This window comes from Vogesella lacus, assembly GCF_979366295.1.
The window spans coordinates 377,838-394,088 of record NZ_CEETQT010000001.1; the positions used below are offsets into that span (position 1 = coordinate 377,838).

Below are 16,251 nucleotides of genomic sequence, written 5' to 3' on the forward strand. Positions count from 1 at the left end.
GATTTGCACATGAACTACAGCACACTGGAAATCGAGCACACCGGCCACACCGCCACCGTATGGATGAACCGCCCCGAGCTGCACAATGCGATGAACGAACAGCTGATTGCCGAGCTCAGCCACGCCTTTCGCGAGCTGAACCACGACGACAAGGTGCGCGTGATCGTACTGGCCGGCCGCGGCAAGAGTTTCTCCGCCGGCGCCGATCTCGACTGGATGCGCCGTGCGGCCAACTTCAGCGAGGCGCAAAACCTCGTTGACGCACAAAAACTGGCCAGCATGCTCAAGGGCATTTATCGCAGCAAAAAACCGGTGATCGGCCGCATTCACGGCGCAGCGATGGCGGGCGGCACCGGCCTGACCGCCGTCTGCGATATCGCAATTGCCACCGCAGCCGCGAAATTCGCGCTGAGCGAAGTAAGGCTGGGGCTGATCCCCGCCACCATCGGCCCTTATGTTGCCGACGCCATCGGCCCGCGCCAGGCGCGCCGCTACTTTTTGACGGCCGAACGTATTGACGCGGCCAAGGCGCTGCAACTGGGTTTGGTGCATGAAGTCGTCAGCGAAGAACAGCTGGATGAGCGCATCGCCGAGTTGGCCGCCGAGCTGGCCAAGGGTGCGCCGCATGCGCTGGCCGAATGCAAGGAGCTGCTGGGTGTGTTGCGCGAAGGCTCGCCGCTGGATGACGAGTTGCTGTCTGATACCGCCCATCGCATTGCCGCCATCCGTGTCAGCGACGAAGCGCGCGAGGGCCTGGCCGCCTTCTTCGACAAGCGCCCGCCCGCCTGGCAGTAAGCCGTCAACGATCAACCCTTGCCGCTTGCCGCCGCAAGCCTAGCGAAAAGAGACACCATGCACGCCTATCCGATGCCGACCGGTTGCCAGATTGCGGCCAACCCCGCCGCCAATGCTGCCGGCTACCACAGCCAGCGCCCGCTGTTTCGCAAGATCCTGATTGCCAACCGTGGCGAGATTGCCTGCCGCATCATCAAGACCGCTCACGCCATGGGCATTGCTACCGTGGCGGTGTATTCCGATGCCGATGCCGAGGCGCGCTTCGTCAAGCTGGCCAGCGAGGCTTATCGCCTCGGCCCCGCACCGGCGGCCGAATCCTATCTGAAAGCCGGGCTGATTCTGGACATCGCCCGCCAAAGCGGTGCCGAAGGCATCCACCCCGGCTATGGTTTTTTGTCGGAGAACGAAGACTTTGCCGCCGCCTGCGAGGCCGCCGGCATCGCCTTTATCGGCCCGCCAGCCTCCGCCATTGCGGCAATGGGCAGCAAGTCGGCCGCCAAGGCACTGATGGAGAAAGCCGGCGTACCGCTGGTGCCCGGCTATCACGGCGACGAACAGGCCAGCGAGTTTCTGCAAGAGCAGGCCGACCGCATCGGCTATCCGGTGCTGATCAAGGCCAGCGCCGGCGGTGGTGGCAAGGGCATGCGTATCGTCGAGAGCAGCAGCGAGTTCGCCGCTGCCCTCGCCAGCTGCCAGCGTGAGGCGCGCGCCAGCTTTGGCGACGACAAGGTGCTGGTGGAGAAATACCTCAAACGTTCGCGCCATGTGGAAATCCAGGTGTTTGCCGACAGCCTCGGCGGCGCGGTCTATCTGTTCGAGCGCGATTGCTCGGTGCAGCGTCGCCACCAGAAAGTGCTGGAAGAAGCCCCTGCCCCGCATCTGCCGGCCGACACCCGCCGTGCGATGGGCGAAGCCGCCGTCGCCGCCGCCCGTGCCGTTGGCTATGTCGGGGCTGGCACCGTCGAGTTCATCATGGATGTCGGCAGCGGCGCATTCTATTTCATGGAAATGAACACCCGCCTGCAGGTCGAACATCCGGTTACCGAGATGATCACCGGCCAGGATCTGGTGGCGTGGCAGCTGAAAGTGGCCTGCGGCCAAGCCTTGCCGCTCAAGCAGGAACAGCTGCGAATCCACGGCCACAGCATCGAGGCGCGCATCTACGCCGAAGATCCGGACAAGGGCTTTTTGCCGGCCACCGGCACCCTCGTCCACCTGCAGCCGCCAGCCGAATCCGCCCAGGTGCGCGTCGATACCGGCGTGCTGCAGGGCGACAGCATTTCGCCGTTCTACGACCCGATGATTGCCAAGCTGATTGTCTGGGGTGAAACGCGCGAGGCTGCACTGCGCCAGCTGGATGCCGCGCTGGCGGATTACCAGGTCGTTGGCGTCACCACCAATATCGCCTTCCTGCGCCGCCTTGCGGCCAACGTGGACTTTGCCAGCGGCCAGGTCGATACCGCGCTGATTGCGCGCCACGCTGACAGCCTGCTGCCACCGCCGCCGGCACCATCCATCGAGCAACTGGCCCTGCTGGCCGCCGGCGAAGTGCTGGCCGCCGCCACGCAAGACAGCCACGCCTTCGGCCAGCTGCAAGGCTGGCGGCTGAATGGCCGCCTGACACAGCGGCTGGGCTTTGTGCATGGTGATGCCGGCATAACCCTGAACGTTGGCCGCAACGGCGACCGCCTGAGCGTGCAACACGGGGATGCGTGCCTGCAGCTGCAAGCCAGCCTGCAAGGCCACACCCTGCTGGCCACCGTGGGCGAGCGCCGCATCCGCGCCAGCTACGTGCAACACGGCCTGCAGCGCGTGCTGTTTGTCGGCGGCGAGCGCATCAGCCTCGACTACCTCGATCCCTATGCCTATACCGAAGCTGGCGTGCACGGCGAAACCCATCTCAAGGCCCCGATGCCGGGCCGCGTGGTGGCGCTGCTGGCCGAGTGCGGCCAACGTATCGCCAAGAGCGAGCCGCTCTTGATCCTGGAAGCAATGAAGATGGAACACACCATTGCCGCCCCGGCGGACGGCGTGGTGAAAGCCTTCTACTTTGCCGCCGGCGAGCAAGTCGGCGATGGTGACGAACTGGTGGATTTCGAGGCGGATTGAGCATGACCCACGTCAGAATCGTAGAAGTCGGCCCGCGCGACGGGCTGCAGAATGAAAAACAGACCATCAGCCTCGCCACCAAGCGCGAGCTGATTGCCAGCCTCGCCGCCAGCGGCCTGCAGACCATCGAGGCCGGCGCCTTTGTCTCGCCCAAGTGGGTGCCGCAGATGGCCGATACCGCCGAGTTGCTGGCCACGCTGGATCTGGCCGGGGCAATCAACTATCCGGTGCTGGTGCCCAACGACAAGGGGCTGGATGCGGCGCTGGCCGCCGGCGTGCGCGAGATTGCGGTGTTCGGTGCCGCCAGCGAGGCCTTCAGCCAGAAGAACATCAACGCCAGCATCCGCGAAAGCCTGCAACGCTTCGAGTCGGTGATGAAACGTGCCCATGCGGCCAACGTTCGCGTTCGCGGTTATGTGTCCTGCGTGGTCGGCTGCCCTTACGAGGGCGCGATTGCGCCGTACAAGGTAGCCGAGGTGGCCAAGGCACTTTATGAAATGGGCTGCTACGAGATTTCGCTGGGCGACACCATAGGCGTCGGCACGCCGGACAAGGTGATTGCGTTGCTGGATGCGGTCAGCGAGGTGGTGCCGATGGACAAGCTTGCCGGCCATTTTCACGACACCTACGGCATGGCGATTGCCAATATCCACACCGCGCTGCAGGAAGGTGTGCGGGTGTTTGACAGCTCGGTGTCGGGCCTTGGCGGCTGCCCGTATGCGCAAGGCGCGTCGGGCAATGTCGCCAGCGAAGACGTGGTATATCTGCTGCACGGTCTGGGTTATCAGACCGGGGTGGATCTGGACAAGTTGGCCGCAGCCAGCTGGCAGATTGCCGATGCGCTGGGGCGCGAGCCTGGCTCGAAATTCGCACGCGCCCGCGGTCGCACATGCGCCTGAGCAAGGCCCGTCTAGCCGCGATAGCCGATCTGCGCCGATACGCGGGCAGCAGTTTCGCGCAGGCGGGCAGCCAGCGCACCATCCCAGCCGGTATCAAAAGTCGCCGCCGGGCCGAGAGTGGTCATCACCACGGCCAGCTGGCCGCTGTGGTCAAGCACCGGTGCGCTGAGCGCATGAATGCCCGGAATCGGATAGCCGACGGCGCGCGCCATCTTGCGGCGACGCACTTCGGCCAGTGTTTCCTGCCAGTGCGCCATGAATTCGCCGTTTTGCTGCCTATCGCCAAGCTCGGCTTGCAGCAGGTCTTCCGACAGCCGTGGCGGCAAGAAGGCGGCAAAGACCTTGCCGGTGGCCGAATCCAGCAGCGACATCACCGTGCCGGCACGCATGTTCACATGCACCACGCGGTTGCATTCCTGCACCCGCACCACCGTCGGGCCATGATTGCCCCACACCGCCAGCGCCACGTTCTGCTGGATTTCCAGCGACAGCGCGGCCGCCGCTTCGGTGGCCAGCTTCACCGCATCGAGCTCGTGCAGCGCAGTGAGGCCAACCTGCAAGGCAAAGCTGCCCAGCTTGTAATAGCCGGTCGCCGCATCCTGCTCGATCAGCCCGAGCTTGCCGAAGCTGACCAGATAAGGATGGGCCTTGGCCGCCGGCATGCCGGCCAGTGCCGCGAGGTCTTTCAGCATCATCGGGCCGCCATGTTGCACCAGCGCCTGCAGCAGGCTGCCGCCGACCTCGATGGATTGAATCCCGCGTCTGTCTTTTTCCATGCTCCGATTCCTGCTGTGGCCTTGCCGGCACTGAAGTTAACGGGGAGCGATTTTATCACTTGATGAATATGGCAGGCGCAAACATTTTTCGTCAATATCTAAACTATTGACCAATATCGAATTTGGTTTTACCTTGAGCATAGACAGCAGAGAGCTTGCAAACCTATTGGCATTTATGCAATCGATAACAAAATTTGCAGCAACAAGATTGCGGCCAACCAGCTCCCTGCCCTTTAGCCCAAGATGCGCAGCCCCTGCGCAACCGGAAGGAGACTGCCGATGCTGATCCAGAAAATCCACCATGTAGCCTATCGCTGCAAGGATGCCAAACAGACTGTCGAATGGTATGTCAAACACCTCGACATGAAATTCGTGCTGGCGATTGCCGAAAACGAAGTGCCATCGACCAAGGCACCTGATCCTTACATGCACGTCTTCCTCGATGCCGGTCAGGGCAATATCCTGGCCTTCTTCGAACTGCCGACCCGCCCGGAAATGGGCCGCGACGAAAACACCCCGGCCTGGGTGCAGCATCTGGCACTCGAAGTCGACAGCATGGATACCCTGCTGGCCACCAAGGCGCGCCTGCAGGAAGCCGGCATCGACGTGATCGGCCCGACCGACCACACCATTTTCAAATCCATCTATTTCTTCGACCCGAACGGCCATCGCCTGGAACTGGCGTGCAATACCGGCACACCAAAGATGATGCAGATGCTGGACGAGGTAAAATGGGACATGCTCAACGAATGGGCAGAGACCCGCAAAGCGCCGCAGCATGCGCGCTGGATGCATGACGGCAGCTACAAGGAATAAGCAGACATGAAATTCGCCACCCTCAAGCAAGGCGGCCGCGACGGCACGCTGATCATCGTCAACCGTGCCCTGAGCCAGTATGTCGTGGCCGGCAGCATCGCGCCGACCCTGCAATACGCACTCGACAACTGGGACAGCGTGGCTTCGCAACTGCAGGAAGTCTACGACGCGCTGAACGCCGGCACTGCGGCCAACGTGCAGCCTTTCGTGCAGGACGATTGCCACAGCCCGCTGCCACGCGCCTACCAGTGGGCCGACGGCTCGGCCTATATCAACCACGTCGAGCTGGTGCGCAAGGCACGCGGCGCCGAGTTGCCACCGAGCTTTTACACCGACCCGCTGATGTACCAGGGCGGCTCGGACAGCTTTATCGGCCCGCGTGACGAAGTCGTGGCCGCCGAAAGCTGGGGTATCGACTTCGAAGCCGAAGTCACCGTGGTGACCGGCGACGTGAAGCTGGGTGCCAGCGTGGCTGATTGCGCCCGTGCGATTCGTCTGGTGATGCTGGTCAACGATGTCAGCCTGCGCAATCTGATCCCTAACGAGCTGGCCAAGGGCTTCGGCTTCTTCCAGAGCAAACCGGCTTCGGCCTTCTCGCCGGTTGCCGTGACGCCGGACGAACTGGGCGCGGCATGGCAGGACAGCAAGGTGCACCTGCCCCTGCAGGTCACCCTCAATGGCGCGCTGTTCGGCAAGCCTAATGCCGGCGTCGACATGACCTTCAACTTTGCGCAGCTGGTCGCCCACGTGGCCAAGACGCGCGAACTGACTGCAGGCTCCATCATCGGCAGCGGTACCGTGTCGAACAAGCAGGGCGATTTGTGGGGCTCCAGCGTTGCCAATGGCGGCCTGGGCTACTGCTGCCTGGCTGAAGTCCGCATGTACGAGACCATCGAAAGCGGCAAGCCGCAGACTTCGTTCATGAAAAACGGTGACACCGTGCGTATCGAGATGCTCGATGCCGCCGGCCAGTCGGTTTTCGGCCACATCGAAAACCGCGTGCGCAGCCTGCCGGAGGCCTGAGCCCTGCCCGACAGCCCGGCCTTGCCGGGCTGTTTTTTCGTCTGCCGCCAGACGCTTGCCCTCATGCCTGCTTCATACAACAATACCAGCCACCTGACCCGTCACTACGCAGAGGAGAACGACAATAATGCACCCATCCAGCGACGCCCCACTCTGGCAACCTGATGCCGCCCGCCTAGCCGCCACCCATCTGAGCGCCTTTGCGCGCCTGGCCGAGACGCTGGACGAAAAACGCTATCCGGATTTTCACAGCCTGTGGCAGGCCAGCGTCGACCAGCCCGGCCGTTTCTGGAACCAGGTCTGGGATTATTGTGACGTGATCGGCGACAAGGGCACGGTCGCGCTGCAGGAAAACGGCAAGATACGCGAAGCGCGCTTCTTCCCCGAGTCCCGGCTCAACTACGCCGAAAACCTGCTGCGCCGCCGCGACGACACCCTGGCCATCGTGTTCTGGGGTGAGGACAAGGTCAAACGCGAGCTGACCTGGTGGGAGCTGTCCGACCTCGTCTCCCGCCTGCAACAGGCCATGCTGTCGCACGGTATCAAGGAAGGCGACCGCGTTGCCGGCTTCATGCCGAACATGCCGGAAACCGTAGCCGCCATGTTGGCCGCCACCAGCCTTGGCGCGGTGTGGACCAGCTGTTCGCCGGACTTCGGCACCGACGGCGCGATCGACCGCTTCGGCCAGACCGAGCCGCGCATCCTGTTTGCGCCGGATGGCTACTGGTATAACGGCAAGGCCATCGATATCGAGGCCAAGCTGCAAGTGATCTCGGCCGGCCTGCCTTCGGTCGAAAAAATCGTCATCGTGCCGTATCTGGAGCGCGCGGACGAGGTTGCGGCCAACGTCGCCAAGGCAGAAACCCTAGACCGATTCGTCGGCACCTTTGTTGCCAGCGAGCTACTGTTCAAGCGCGTGAGCTTCAATCACCCGCTGTTCATCCTGTATTCCAGCGGCACCACCGGCAAGCCCAAGTGCATCGTGCATGGTCACGGCGGCACCCTGCTGCAGCATCTGAAAGAACACCAGCTGCACGCCGACGTCCACACCGGCGATCGTCTGTTCTACTTCACCACCTGCGGCTGGATGATGTGGAACTGGCTGGTTTCCGGCCTCGCCAGCGGCGCGACGCTGCAGCTATTTGACGGCTCGCCGTTTGCGCTGGATGGCCACATTCTGTGGCAGTACGCGCAAGCCTACCGTTTCACCCATTTCGGCACCTCGGCCAAGTACATCGACGGCCTGAAAAAGATCAATCTCGAGCCGACCAAGGATTACGACCTCACCTGCCTGCGCGCGATGTTCTCCACCGGCTCGCCGCTGGTAGCCGAGAGCTTCGACTGGGTATATCAGGCAATCAAGGCCGATCTGAACCTTGCGTCGATTTCGGGCGGTACCGATATCGTGTCCTGCTTTGCGCTGGGCTCGGCCAATCTGCCGGTTTACCGTGGCGAGCTGCAATGCCGCGGCCTCGGCATGGCCGTCGAGATCTGGAACGATGTCGGCATCCCTATCCAGGGTGAAAAAGGCGAACTGGTGTGCACCAAGCCCTTCCCGTCGATGCCGGTCGGCTTCTGGGGCGATGACAGTGGCGAGAAATACCGCAAGGCCTATTTCGACCGTTACCCGAATATCTGGTGCCATGGCGACTATGCCGAGCTGACCAGCCATCTGGGCATGGTGATCTACGGCCGCTCCGACGCGGTGCTCAACCCCGGCGGCGTGCGCATCGGTACCGCCGAAATCTATCGTCAGGTCGAGACTTTCGACGAGGTACTGGAAAGCATCGTGATCGGCCAGCGCTGGCAGGACGACGAGCGCGTGGTGTTGTTCGTGAAATTGCGCGAAGGCCACAGCCTCAGCGACGAGCTGGTTGGCCGCATCAAGAACAAGATCAAGAACGGCGCCAGCCCCCGCCATGTACCGGCCAGAATCCTGACTGTCAGCGATATCCCGAAAACCATCAGCGGCAAGATTGTCGAGCTGGCGGTGAAGAATATCGTGCACAACGAACCGGTCAATAATCTGACCGCACTGGCCAACCCCGAGGCACTGCAGCTGTTTGCCAACCGCCCCGAGTTGCAAAGCTGAGCCTGGCTTCGCCACTGCAAACCGCTGCCCTAGGCAGCGGTTTTTTTGTGCTGATCTCACTCGACCGGCCTCAGGCCGACAGCAGTTGGCCGCGCCTCACTTCGCCCTGGCCGGCGATATAGGCCAGCTCCGCTCCTTGTGTCGCCAACCTGCCCGCCACGCGCGCAAAGAACATGCCGCCAAAACGTGTCTGCAACACATGGCTTTCGCCGGTAAGCGGGTCGAGCACATAGCCGATGCGCGCGCCGGCCAGCAGCAGCTGCCCCGGCTGCGCCTGATACACCACCACCCCGCCAACCGGTGCGCAGAGGATTTCGGTAGCGGCCAACTGTGTTGCCGGCCACGGCGCGGATACCGGTGCGACTCGCTCGCCGGCAATCACGCCGCGCCAGCACAGCCAGGCCAGCAGCGCCGCCTCATCCCTGGCCGCCAGACCGTCCGATACATCGGCCACGCCGCGCAACTCCAGCGTCAGCGCCAGCGGCATTGCCAAAGCCTGGCCGCATAGTGCCTCCATCCGCCGCCAGTTCTGGATCACCGCATCGTCAAACGACATGCCGCCGGCCTCTTCACACAGCAGCGTGGCACCGGCCTGCATGAAGCCGGCCAGCTCGGCAAGCTCGGCCTGATGACGGCTATTGCCGTAGAGATGCAGCAACGCCTCGCTGTCGCAATGCACATCCAGCACGATGTCGGCGGCCAAGGCCATGGCCAGTAGCTCGTAGCGCAATGACTCGAGCGGCGTAGTCGCCTGCTGCTGTTGCAAGGCCTGCTGCAAGGCGGCCTTGACTGCCGTGCTGTCCGTGCCTTGCAACAGCGACAAGGCCTGCTCGGCCAGCTGCGGATACAGGCGGTTGAAATTCTCGCCGCTGACCGCATCAAAGCGGCCCTGATGCTGGCCATGCTGAAACTGGTTAAGCCCCGCCGGATTGGCCATCGGCACCAGCGTGATGCTGCCCTTGAGAGCACCCTGCTGTTCTAGTTTTTCCAGACTCGAGCGCAGACGGTGCAACAGCAGGATGCCCGGCAACTCGTCGGCATGCAGGCCGGCCTGCAGGTAAACATGCGGGCCGCTGCCCGGTGTGCCGAAGTGATAGCTGTGAAAGCGGAAAAAACTGCCCGGCACTTGGCCGGGCAAATCATGCTGTCTGATCTGCATGGGTGTTCACTTAGTCGTACTGGTTGTAATCGAAATACTGGTCGTTGATTTTCTTGTAGCTGCCATTGGCAAGAATGGTCTTCAGTGCGGCATTCACCCGCGTCTGCAAGGCTTTATCGTCCTTGCGCAGCGCGATGCCCGAGCCGGTACCGAAGTATTTCTCGTCATTCAGCTTGGGACCGAACATCGCGGCCTTTTTGCCTTTTGGGGTTTTCACCAGTTCGTAAGCGCTGCCGACTTCCACCATCAACGCATCGGCACGACCCGACAGCACATCCAGAAAACCGTTTTCCACCGTGCTGTAAGTCTTGATCTTCACGCCGGCCGGCGCGTATTTGGCGCGCGCATAATTGGCCTGGATGGTGCCTTGCTGCACGGCCAGCGTGCGGCCCTTCATGCCGGCCGGCGTGCCATCCAGCTTGTTGCCGATCAGCCCCAGCAGTGTGCTGTAGCCGCCCTGATATTTGTCGCTGAATGCCACGGCCTGCTTGCGTTCTTCGGTAATCGCCATCGAGGCCACTACCAGATCGAATTTCTTGGCCAGCAGGCCCGGAATCATGCCGTCAAACTCGTTGGCGACGATTTCGCACTTCGCTTTCATTTCCTGGCACAGCGCCTTGGCGATATCGACATCAAAGCCGGTCAGGCTGCCGTCGGCCTTGCGCATGCTGTACGGAGGGAATGTGCCTTCGGTGGCGATGCGCAGCGAATCCTGCGCGTAAGCGGCTGGCGCCAATGCCAGCAACAGCAGCGGGATGGCGAGTGTGCGGGTTTTGCTCATGTTTTGACCCTCCTTGGTAGACAGGGCTAATCTAGCGCTCGCGATACCCAGCCTCCATGTACAGCGCTGCGCAGCCGGCACTGCGCTGTACAGGCCCAAACCCCATTACAGCGGAGCACGCATGGATCTGGATGCCTATTCCGGCTCATTGACCGAACGCATCATCAGCGCGATGACGGATGCCGTCAGCAGCGGGCAATTGCCTGCCGGCAGCAAGTTGCCGTCGATTCGCCAGTTTGCCGCCAGCCACGCGGTCAGCACCTTTACCGTGGCCGAAGCCTACGACCGGCTGGTGGCAGCCGGACTATTGCAGGCAAGACGCGGCGATGGCTTTTATGTTGCCGCAAGGCGTGAACAGGCCAGCCAGGCCAGGCCACCGCAAAAAAGCGCCGATGCCTACTGGCTGATCGACAACTGTTTCAACCCGGCCGACAGTGACAGCCAACCCGGCAGCGGCTGGCTGCCACCGGACTGGCATGACAGCGACAGTCTGGCGCGTGCGCTGCGCCAACTGGGCCGTGGCGGCGCGGTGCCGACCGGCTATGGCGAGCCCAATGGCTGGCTGCCGCTGCGAGAACTGCTTGCGGCCAACCTTGGCCAGCTGGCCAGTGCCCAGCAGATCCTGCTGACCCAGGGGGCGAGCCAGGGCCTGCTCCTGGTGGTGCAGGCGCTGCTGCAGCCCGGCGACTGCGTGCTGGTGGATGATCCCGGTTATTGCAATCTGCTGGCCGTGCTGCAGATGCATGGCGTGAAGGTGCTTGGCGTGCCTTGGACGGAAAACGGGCCGGATAGCGCCATGCTGGCCGAGCTGCTGGCCCGCCATCAACCCAAGGCCTTTTTCAGCAACCCGCGTCTGCATAACCCGACCGGCGCGAGCTACAGCCTCGCCACCGCGCATCAGGTGCTGGCGCTGTGTACACGGCATGATTGCTGGCTGGTCGAGGATGATGTCAGCGCCGCACTGGCGCGCGACGGCAGCCAGCCCTTGCTGGCGTTGGCCGGCTGCGAACGGGTAATCCACATCGGCAGCGTGTCGAAAACCCTGGCACCGTCGCTGCGCGTCGGTTATGTGGTGGCACGCGCCGACATCATCGACGCCTTGCTGCAGCACAAGATGCTCAACGGCCTGACGTCGTCCCTGCTTAACGAGCAGCTCGCCCATGCCATGCTTGCCGACAGCCAGTACCGCCACCAGCGGCAAAAGCTGCAGCAGCGCCTGCTTGCGGCCAACCTCGCTGCGCGCCAGCAGTTTGCTGCCCTTGGCTGGCAAGTGTTTGGCAGCGCCGATGCCAGCCTGTTTGTCTGGGTGCGGCTGCCGGACGGCATCGACGCCATCCGCCTGACCGAGGCTGCATTGGCGGCCAACGTCCTCTTGGCACCCGGTGTGCTGTTTCGCGTCCAGCCACAGGATACGCCGTGGCTGCGCTGCAATGTGGCGTGGCTGGATCAGCGCGTGTTCGGCTTTTTTGCCGCCTATCAGCCCTGAGATTCGGCCTCGCCATACAAAGCAAAAAAGCAGCCCGCAGGCTGCTTTTTTGTCACCAGATGCGCTGCCACTGGCAGACTCCGGCTTAACTGACGATAGTGACCGGCACCGGTGATTTTTCCTTCACCTCGGTCGATACCGAACCCAGCAGCAACTGACCCAGCGCACCATGGCCACTGCTGCCCATGATCACCTCGTCAAACTGTTTTTCCGTGGCATAGCGCACGATGGTTTCGGCAACGTGGCCCACCGCGATATGCGGGGTGTAGACCACGCCGGCAGCATCCAGCACGCGACGCGCACCGGCCAATGCAGCCAGACCTTCGTCATGGTAGTAAGACTCCAGCTCGTCCAGTGACACGAACAATCTGGCATGCCCGGAATCCACCGGAATCTGTACATTCAGCAAGTGCAGCTCACCATCATGCTGCAAGGCAGCCAGGGCTGCTTTCTCGCTTTGTGCGCTACCGTCTACGGCTATCAGAATACGTTTGCCCATTATCGGCCTCCTGCCAGATCATCATCGCTCAGGCTGACTTCATGCAGTGCTGCACGCGGCTGGCGTGCGGCCAGCCATTTGCCTACGGCTACGACCGATACCGCGCCGATAAGTGCCGCAACATTGTGCGTCCAGTGCGGCCAACCTTCGACGTATGGCTTGAGCATCACATCGCCCAGCAGCATGCCACCGGCAATCCAGCCCAGCAAGGCGGCACCCAGCACGATCACCATCGGGAAACGGTCCATCAGCTTCAGCACGAATTTGCTGCCCCAGACAATGATAGGGATGCTGACCAGAATGCCGAATACCACCAGCGACATTTCACCCTTGGCTGCACCGGCAACCGCAATCACGTTGTCGAGGCTCATCACGGCATCGGCAATGATGATGGTTTTCACCGCGCCCCACAGGCTGGTACTGCCTTCGATATTGCCATGGCCGTCGTCATCCTCGGGCAACAGCAGCTTCACCCCGATCCACAGCAGCAAAGCGGCACCGACCACCTTCAACAGCGGCAGGCTCAGCAATTGCAGTGCAAAGAAGATCAGCACCACACGCAGGCCGATGGCACCGGCCACCCCCCACATGATGCCCTTGTTACGCAGGTCTTCCGGCAATTTGCGGCAGGCCAGTGCGATTACGACTGCATTATCGCCACCCAGAAGGATGTCGATGGCGATGATTTGCAACACCGCCAGCAGAAAATGACTATCCATGAATTCCATTTTTTATTTTCCTCTCCCTGATAAAAAATGGGGTGCGCGAGGGCAGCACCCCATCCGGCAATCATGACGACTGCGAGGCCGGTATTCTAGCCAGCTTCCAGCAGGCGGGCACGCCGTTTCAGCAGCGGCGGCACGATGAGGATGGCCGCAGTCAGCAACAGGATAGCCAGCGAGATCGGCTGGGTAAGAAAAACGGTCAGATCACCCTGATGAATCGACATCGCACGGCGGAAGTGTTTCTCGGCCATCGGGCCGACAATCAGCCCCACCACCAGCGGCACCACCGGGAAATCAAAACGCCGCATCAGGAAACCCAGCACACCGATGATGTAGAGCAGCATCAGATCAAACCAGCTCTGACGCAGGGCATAAGCACCCATGGTAGCCAGCAGCACAATGCCACCGTACAGCAGCGGGCGTGGCACTTTGAGGAATTGCACCCACAGGCCAACCAGCGGCAGGTTGAGCACCAGCAGCATCACGTTGCCGATGTACAGCGAGGCGATCAGGCCCCACACCAGCTCGGGGTTGGTATCAAACAGCATCGGGCCGGGCACAATGTTGTACTGCTGGAAGGCAGACAACATGATGGCCGCCGTCGCCGAGGTCGGAATACCCAGTGTCAGCAGTGGCACCAGCGTGCCGGTGACTGCCGCATTATTGGCTGCTTCCGGCCCGGCGACGCCTTCGATTGCGCCTTTGCCGAACTCTTTCTTCGCCTCCGGGCTGGCCAGCTTGCGCTCGGCCGAATACGACAGGAAGGTCGGCATCTCGGTACCACCGGCCGGCAAGGTGCCAAACGGGAAACCGATGGCGGTACCGCGCAGCCACGGCTTCCATGACCGTTTCCAGTCGTCCTTGCTCATCCAGATACTGCCCTTGATGGTCTCGAGACCGGCCTTCATGCGGTTCTCGTAGGTCGCGGTGTACATGGTTTCACCAATGGCAAACAAGCCCATGGCAATCACCACGATATCGATACCGTCAATCAGCGGCAGTAGCCCGAAGGTAAATCGACTCTGCCCGGATTGTGACTCGATGCCGATCAGGCCCATGGCCAGACCCAGCAGCAAGGCGATAAACCCTTTCAGCGGCGAATTACCCAGCACGGCAGACACCGCGGCAAAGGTCATCATCATCAGTGCGAAAGTCTCGACCGGCCCCAGCTGCAGAGCAAAGTTGGCAATCACCGGTGCCAGCATCGACAGCAGGATGGTGGCAATGGTGCCGGCAACAAAGGAGCCGATGGCTGCCGTCGACAAAGCCGGACCGGCGCGGCCAACCTTGGCCATCTTGTTGCCTTCGAGGGCCGACACGATGGAGCCGGCCTCACCCGGCGTATTCAGCAAGATGGAAGTGGTAGAGCCGCCGAACATCGCGCCGTAGTAGACGCCGGCCAGCATGATCAGTGCACCGGTCGGATCCACGCTTTGCGTGACCGGCAGCAGCAAGGCGACCGTCACGGCAGGGCCAACCCCCGGCAACACGCCAATGGCCGTACCCAGCGTGCAGCCCAGCAAGGCCCACAACAGGTTGGCCGGCGTCAGCGCCGTGGCAAAACCCAGAGAAAACAGGGCGTTCAAGGATTCCATTTACAACATGCCCCCAGTCAGCAACGCCGGCAGATTCAGACCCAGCCAGCGGAAGAGGTGAAACAGGCCCCAGGACAGCAGGAAAGACAGCACGAGATCGATGGTCGGACGGCGGGTTTCCAGTGCCCGGCAGACCCCGAAGCACAGCAAGGTGCCGGCAAGGGTAAAGCCGATCATGCCTATCAGTGCCATATGGGCAATCAGGCTGCCGCTGACGATGGCAAACATCCGCCAGTCCGCCTCGCCACGCTCGGCCGCTTCATCGGCTTCGAGTTGTTCCGCATCATCCTTCCCGTCCTCCAGCACGCTGTCAGGCGTGTCGCGATGACGACGCTGCATCAGCAGCGCGCCACCGGCGACAATCAGACCGACAACGATCAAAGTCGGGAAGAAGCGCGGCCCGATACCGGCATAACCGGCATCAGCGGGAATGTCGCCAATCTGGGTTGCCATCAGCAGGCCCAGTGCGATGATCCCGAAGGCGAGCCATTGCTCGCCGGATACGCGCTTGATCATGGCTTAGTTACCCAGCTTCAGTTTTTTCACCATCGCGCCGGTGCGCTTGATGTCTTCGTTCAGGAAGGCCGTGAACGCATCACCGCTTTGCAGCATGTCCAGCCACTCAAGCTTGGCTGCCTTGTCTTTCCAGGTTGGCGACTTGACGGCAGTCTCGACCATCTTGATCAGCTGGGTGCGCTCGGCAGCACTGATGCCGGCCGGAGCAAACACGCCGCGCCAGTTGTAAACCACGACATCAGTGCCCTGCTCGCGGATGGTCGGCACCGGAATGTCCGGATTGCGGGTGCTGGCCGAAATACCCAGCGCACGCACCTTGCCGGCCTTGATCAGGTCAGCCAGTTCGCCATAGCCACTGATGTAGGCGCTGATCTGGCTGCCCAGAATGGCGGCCTTGCCCTCGCCACCACCGGCAAACGGGATGTAGTTGAGTTTGTCCGGATCAACACCGGCTTTTTCGGAGATCAGGCTGGCCATGATGTGGTCGATACCACCGGCCGAACCACCACCAATGCTGACGGCACCCGGATTGGCCTTGTAAGCCGATACCAGATCCTTGAAGGACTTCAGCGGCGAGCTGTTCGGCACCACGATCACGTTGAATTCGCCCATCAGACGGGAAACCGGGGTCACCATGCTGAAGTTGACTGGCGACTTGTTGGTTTCCAGCGCGCCGACAGTCACGGCACCGGCTACCAGCAGGGCATTCGGGTTGCCCTTCTCGTTATTGATGAACTGCGCCATACCGATGGCACCACCGGCACCCGCCTTGTTCTCCACCACCACATTACCGACCTGGCCGCTGGCCTTCAGGGCATCACCAAGGGTACGGGCAATGGTGTCAAAGCCACCGCCCGGGTTGGCCGGTGCCATGATCTTGAACTGGTCAACCTGGGCCTGGGCCAGAACCGGGGAAAGCACAACTGCGCAAGTCAGCAGAATCTTGGAAGTTTTCATGTATCACTCTCTGAATGTGTTGT

General features: G+C 62.0%; 16 protein-coding genes and 1 pseudogene. 8 read left to right on the plus strand and 9 right to left on the minus strand.

Annotation, left to right across the window (positions count from 1 at the left end; translation table 11 throughout):
* The first annotated feature begins 9 nt into the window (after positions 1-9).
* The 4 genes and pseudogenes from ACZ9W6_RS01740 (at position 10) to ACZ9W6_RS01755 (ending at position 3,803) form a co-directional block, all read left to right on the plus strand.
* Positions 10-795, plus strand: coding sequence for an enoyl-CoA hydratase/isomerase family protein (locus tag ACZ9W6_RS01740; RefSeq protein WP_465189332.1), 786 nt, complete (start codon positions 10-12; stop codon positions 793-795).
* 141 nt (positions 796-936) lie between these two features.
* A pseudogene (locus ACZ9W6_RS01745) lies at positions 937-2,250 on the plus strand (acetyl-CoA carboxylase biotin carboxylase subunit); the annotation flags it as partial.
* Between the two features lie 93 nt (positions 2,251-2,343).
* Positions 2,344-2,904 (plus strand): acyl-CoA carboxylase biotin carboxyl carrier protein subunit, encoded by a 561-nt coding sequence (locus tag ACZ9W6_RS01750; RefSeq protein ID WP_465189463.1) that lies wholly within the window; start codon positions 2,344-2,346, stop codon positions 2,902-2,904.
* 2 nt (positions 2,905-2,906) lie between these two features.
* On the plus strand, positions 2,907-3,803 hold the full coding sequence (locus ACZ9W6_RS01755; RefSeq protein ID WP_465189333.1) for a hydroxymethylglutaryl-CoA lyase: 897 nt from the start codon (positions 2,907-2,909) through the stop codon (positions 3,801-3,803).
* A gap of 11 nt (positions 3,804-3,814) precedes the next feature.
* On the opposite strand, the gene ACZ9W6_RS01760 is transcribed toward ACZ9W6_RS01755, so the two are convergent.
* Complete coding sequence (locus ACZ9W6_RS01760) at positions 3,815-4,579, minus strand: IclR family transcriptional regulator (RefSeq protein ID WP_465189334.1); 765 nt, start codon at positions 4,577-4,579, stop codon at positions 3,815-3,817.
* A 36-nt stretch (positions 4,580-4,615) separates the two neighbouring features.
* A complete protein-coding gene (locus ACZ9W6_RS01765) occupies positions 4,616-4,882 on the minus strand; it encodes a hypothetical protein (protein ID WP_465189335.1) in 267 nt (88 codons plus the stop codon).
* Here ACZ9W6_RS01765 and ACZ9W6_RS01770 point away from each other — a divergent pair.
* The 3 genes from ACZ9W6_RS01770 to ACZ9W6_RS01780 all read left to right on the plus strand — a co-directional run bounded on the left by ACZ9W6_RS01770 (position 4,859) and on the right by ACZ9W6_RS01780 (position 8,510).
* Positions 4,859-5,395, plus strand: a complete 537-nt coding sequence (locus ACZ9W6_RS01770; protein WP_465189336.1) for a VOC family protein — start codon at positions 4,859-4,861, stop codon at positions 5,393-5,395. The genes ACZ9W6_RS01765 and ACZ9W6_RS01770 overlap by 24 nt on opposite strands.
* A 6-nt stretch (positions 5,396-5,401) precedes the next feature.
* A complete protein-coding gene (locus ACZ9W6_RS01775; protein WP_465189337.1) occupies positions 5,402-6,418 on the plus strand; it encodes a fumarylacetoacetate hydrolase family protein in 1,017 nt (338 codons plus the stop codon).
* 127 nt (positions 6,419-6,545) lie between these two features.
* Positions 6,546-8,510: an acetoacetate--CoA ligase gene (locus tag ACZ9W6_RS01780; protein ID WP_465189338.1), complete on the plus strand. Its 1,965-nt coding sequence runs from the start codon at positions 6,546-6,548 to the stop codon at positions 8,508-8,510.
* A gap of 70 nt (positions 8,511-8,580) precedes the next feature.
* Here the strand turns inward: ACZ9W6_RS01780 and ACZ9W6_RS01785 are convergent, their stop codons facing one another.
* Together ACZ9W6_RS01785 and ACZ9W6_RS01790 are read right to left on the minus strand one after the other, a co-directional pair.
* A complete protein-coding gene (locus tag ACZ9W6_RS01785; protein ID WP_465189339.1) occupies positions 8,581-9,669 on the minus strand; it encodes a M14 family metallopeptidase in 1,089 nt (362 codons plus the stop codon).
* A gap of 10 nt (positions 9,670-9,679) precedes the next feature.
* Entirely contained in the window at positions 9,680-10,450 is a 771-nt protein-coding gene (locus tag ACZ9W6_RS01790; protein WP_465189340.1) for a transporter substrate-binding domain-containing protein, read from the minus strand.
* A 121-nt stretch (positions 10,451-10,571) separates the two neighbouring features.
* Between ACZ9W6_RS01790 and ACZ9W6_RS01795 the strand changes: the two genes are divergently transcribed.
* A complete protein-coding gene (locus tag ACZ9W6_RS01795; RefSeq protein ID WP_465189341.1) occupies positions 10,572-11,936 on the plus strand; it encodes an aminotransferase-like domain-containing protein in 1,365 nt (454 codons plus the stop codon).
* Positions 11,937-12,021: 85 nt separating this feature from the next.
* Here ACZ9W6_RS01795 and ACZ9W6_RS01800 read toward each other — a convergent pair whose 3' ends face one another.
* From ACZ9W6_RS01800 to ACZ9W6_RS01820, 5 genes are all read right to left on the minus strand, one after another.
* On the minus strand, positions 12,022-12,435 hold the full coding sequence (locus ACZ9W6_RS01800; protein ID WP_465189342.1) for a universal stress protein: 414 nt from the start codon (positions 12,433-12,435) through the stop codon (positions 12,022-12,024).
* Positions 12,435-13,163, minus strand: coding sequence for a TerC family protein (locus tag ACZ9W6_RS01805; protein ID WP_465189343.1), 729 nt, complete (start codon positions 13,161-13,163; stop codon positions 12,435-12,437). Before ACZ9W6_RS01805 ends, ACZ9W6_RS01800 begins: the two co-directional genes overlap by 1 nt.
* Before the next feature lie 86 nt (positions 13,164-13,249).
* Positions 13,250-14,755 (minus strand): tripartite tricarboxylate transporter permease, encoded by a 1,506-nt coding sequence (locus ACZ9W6_RS01810; protein WP_465189344.1) that lies wholly within the window; start codon positions 14,753-14,755, stop codon positions 13,250-13,252.
* Positions 14,756-15,271, minus strand: coding sequence for a tripartite tricarboxylate transporter TctB family protein (locus ACZ9W6_RS01815; RefSeq protein WP_465189345.1), 516 nt, complete (start codon positions 15,269-15,271; stop codon positions 14,756-14,758).
* A gap of 3 nt (positions 15,272-15,274) precedes the next feature.
* Positions 15,275-16,228: a Bug family tripartite tricarboxylate transporter substrate binding protein gene (locus tag ACZ9W6_RS01820; protein ID WP_465189346.1), complete on the minus strand. Its 954-nt coding sequence runs from the start codon at positions 16,226-16,228 to the stop codon at positions 15,275-15,277.
* Between the last annotated feature and the right edge of the window lie 23 nt (positions 16,229-16,251).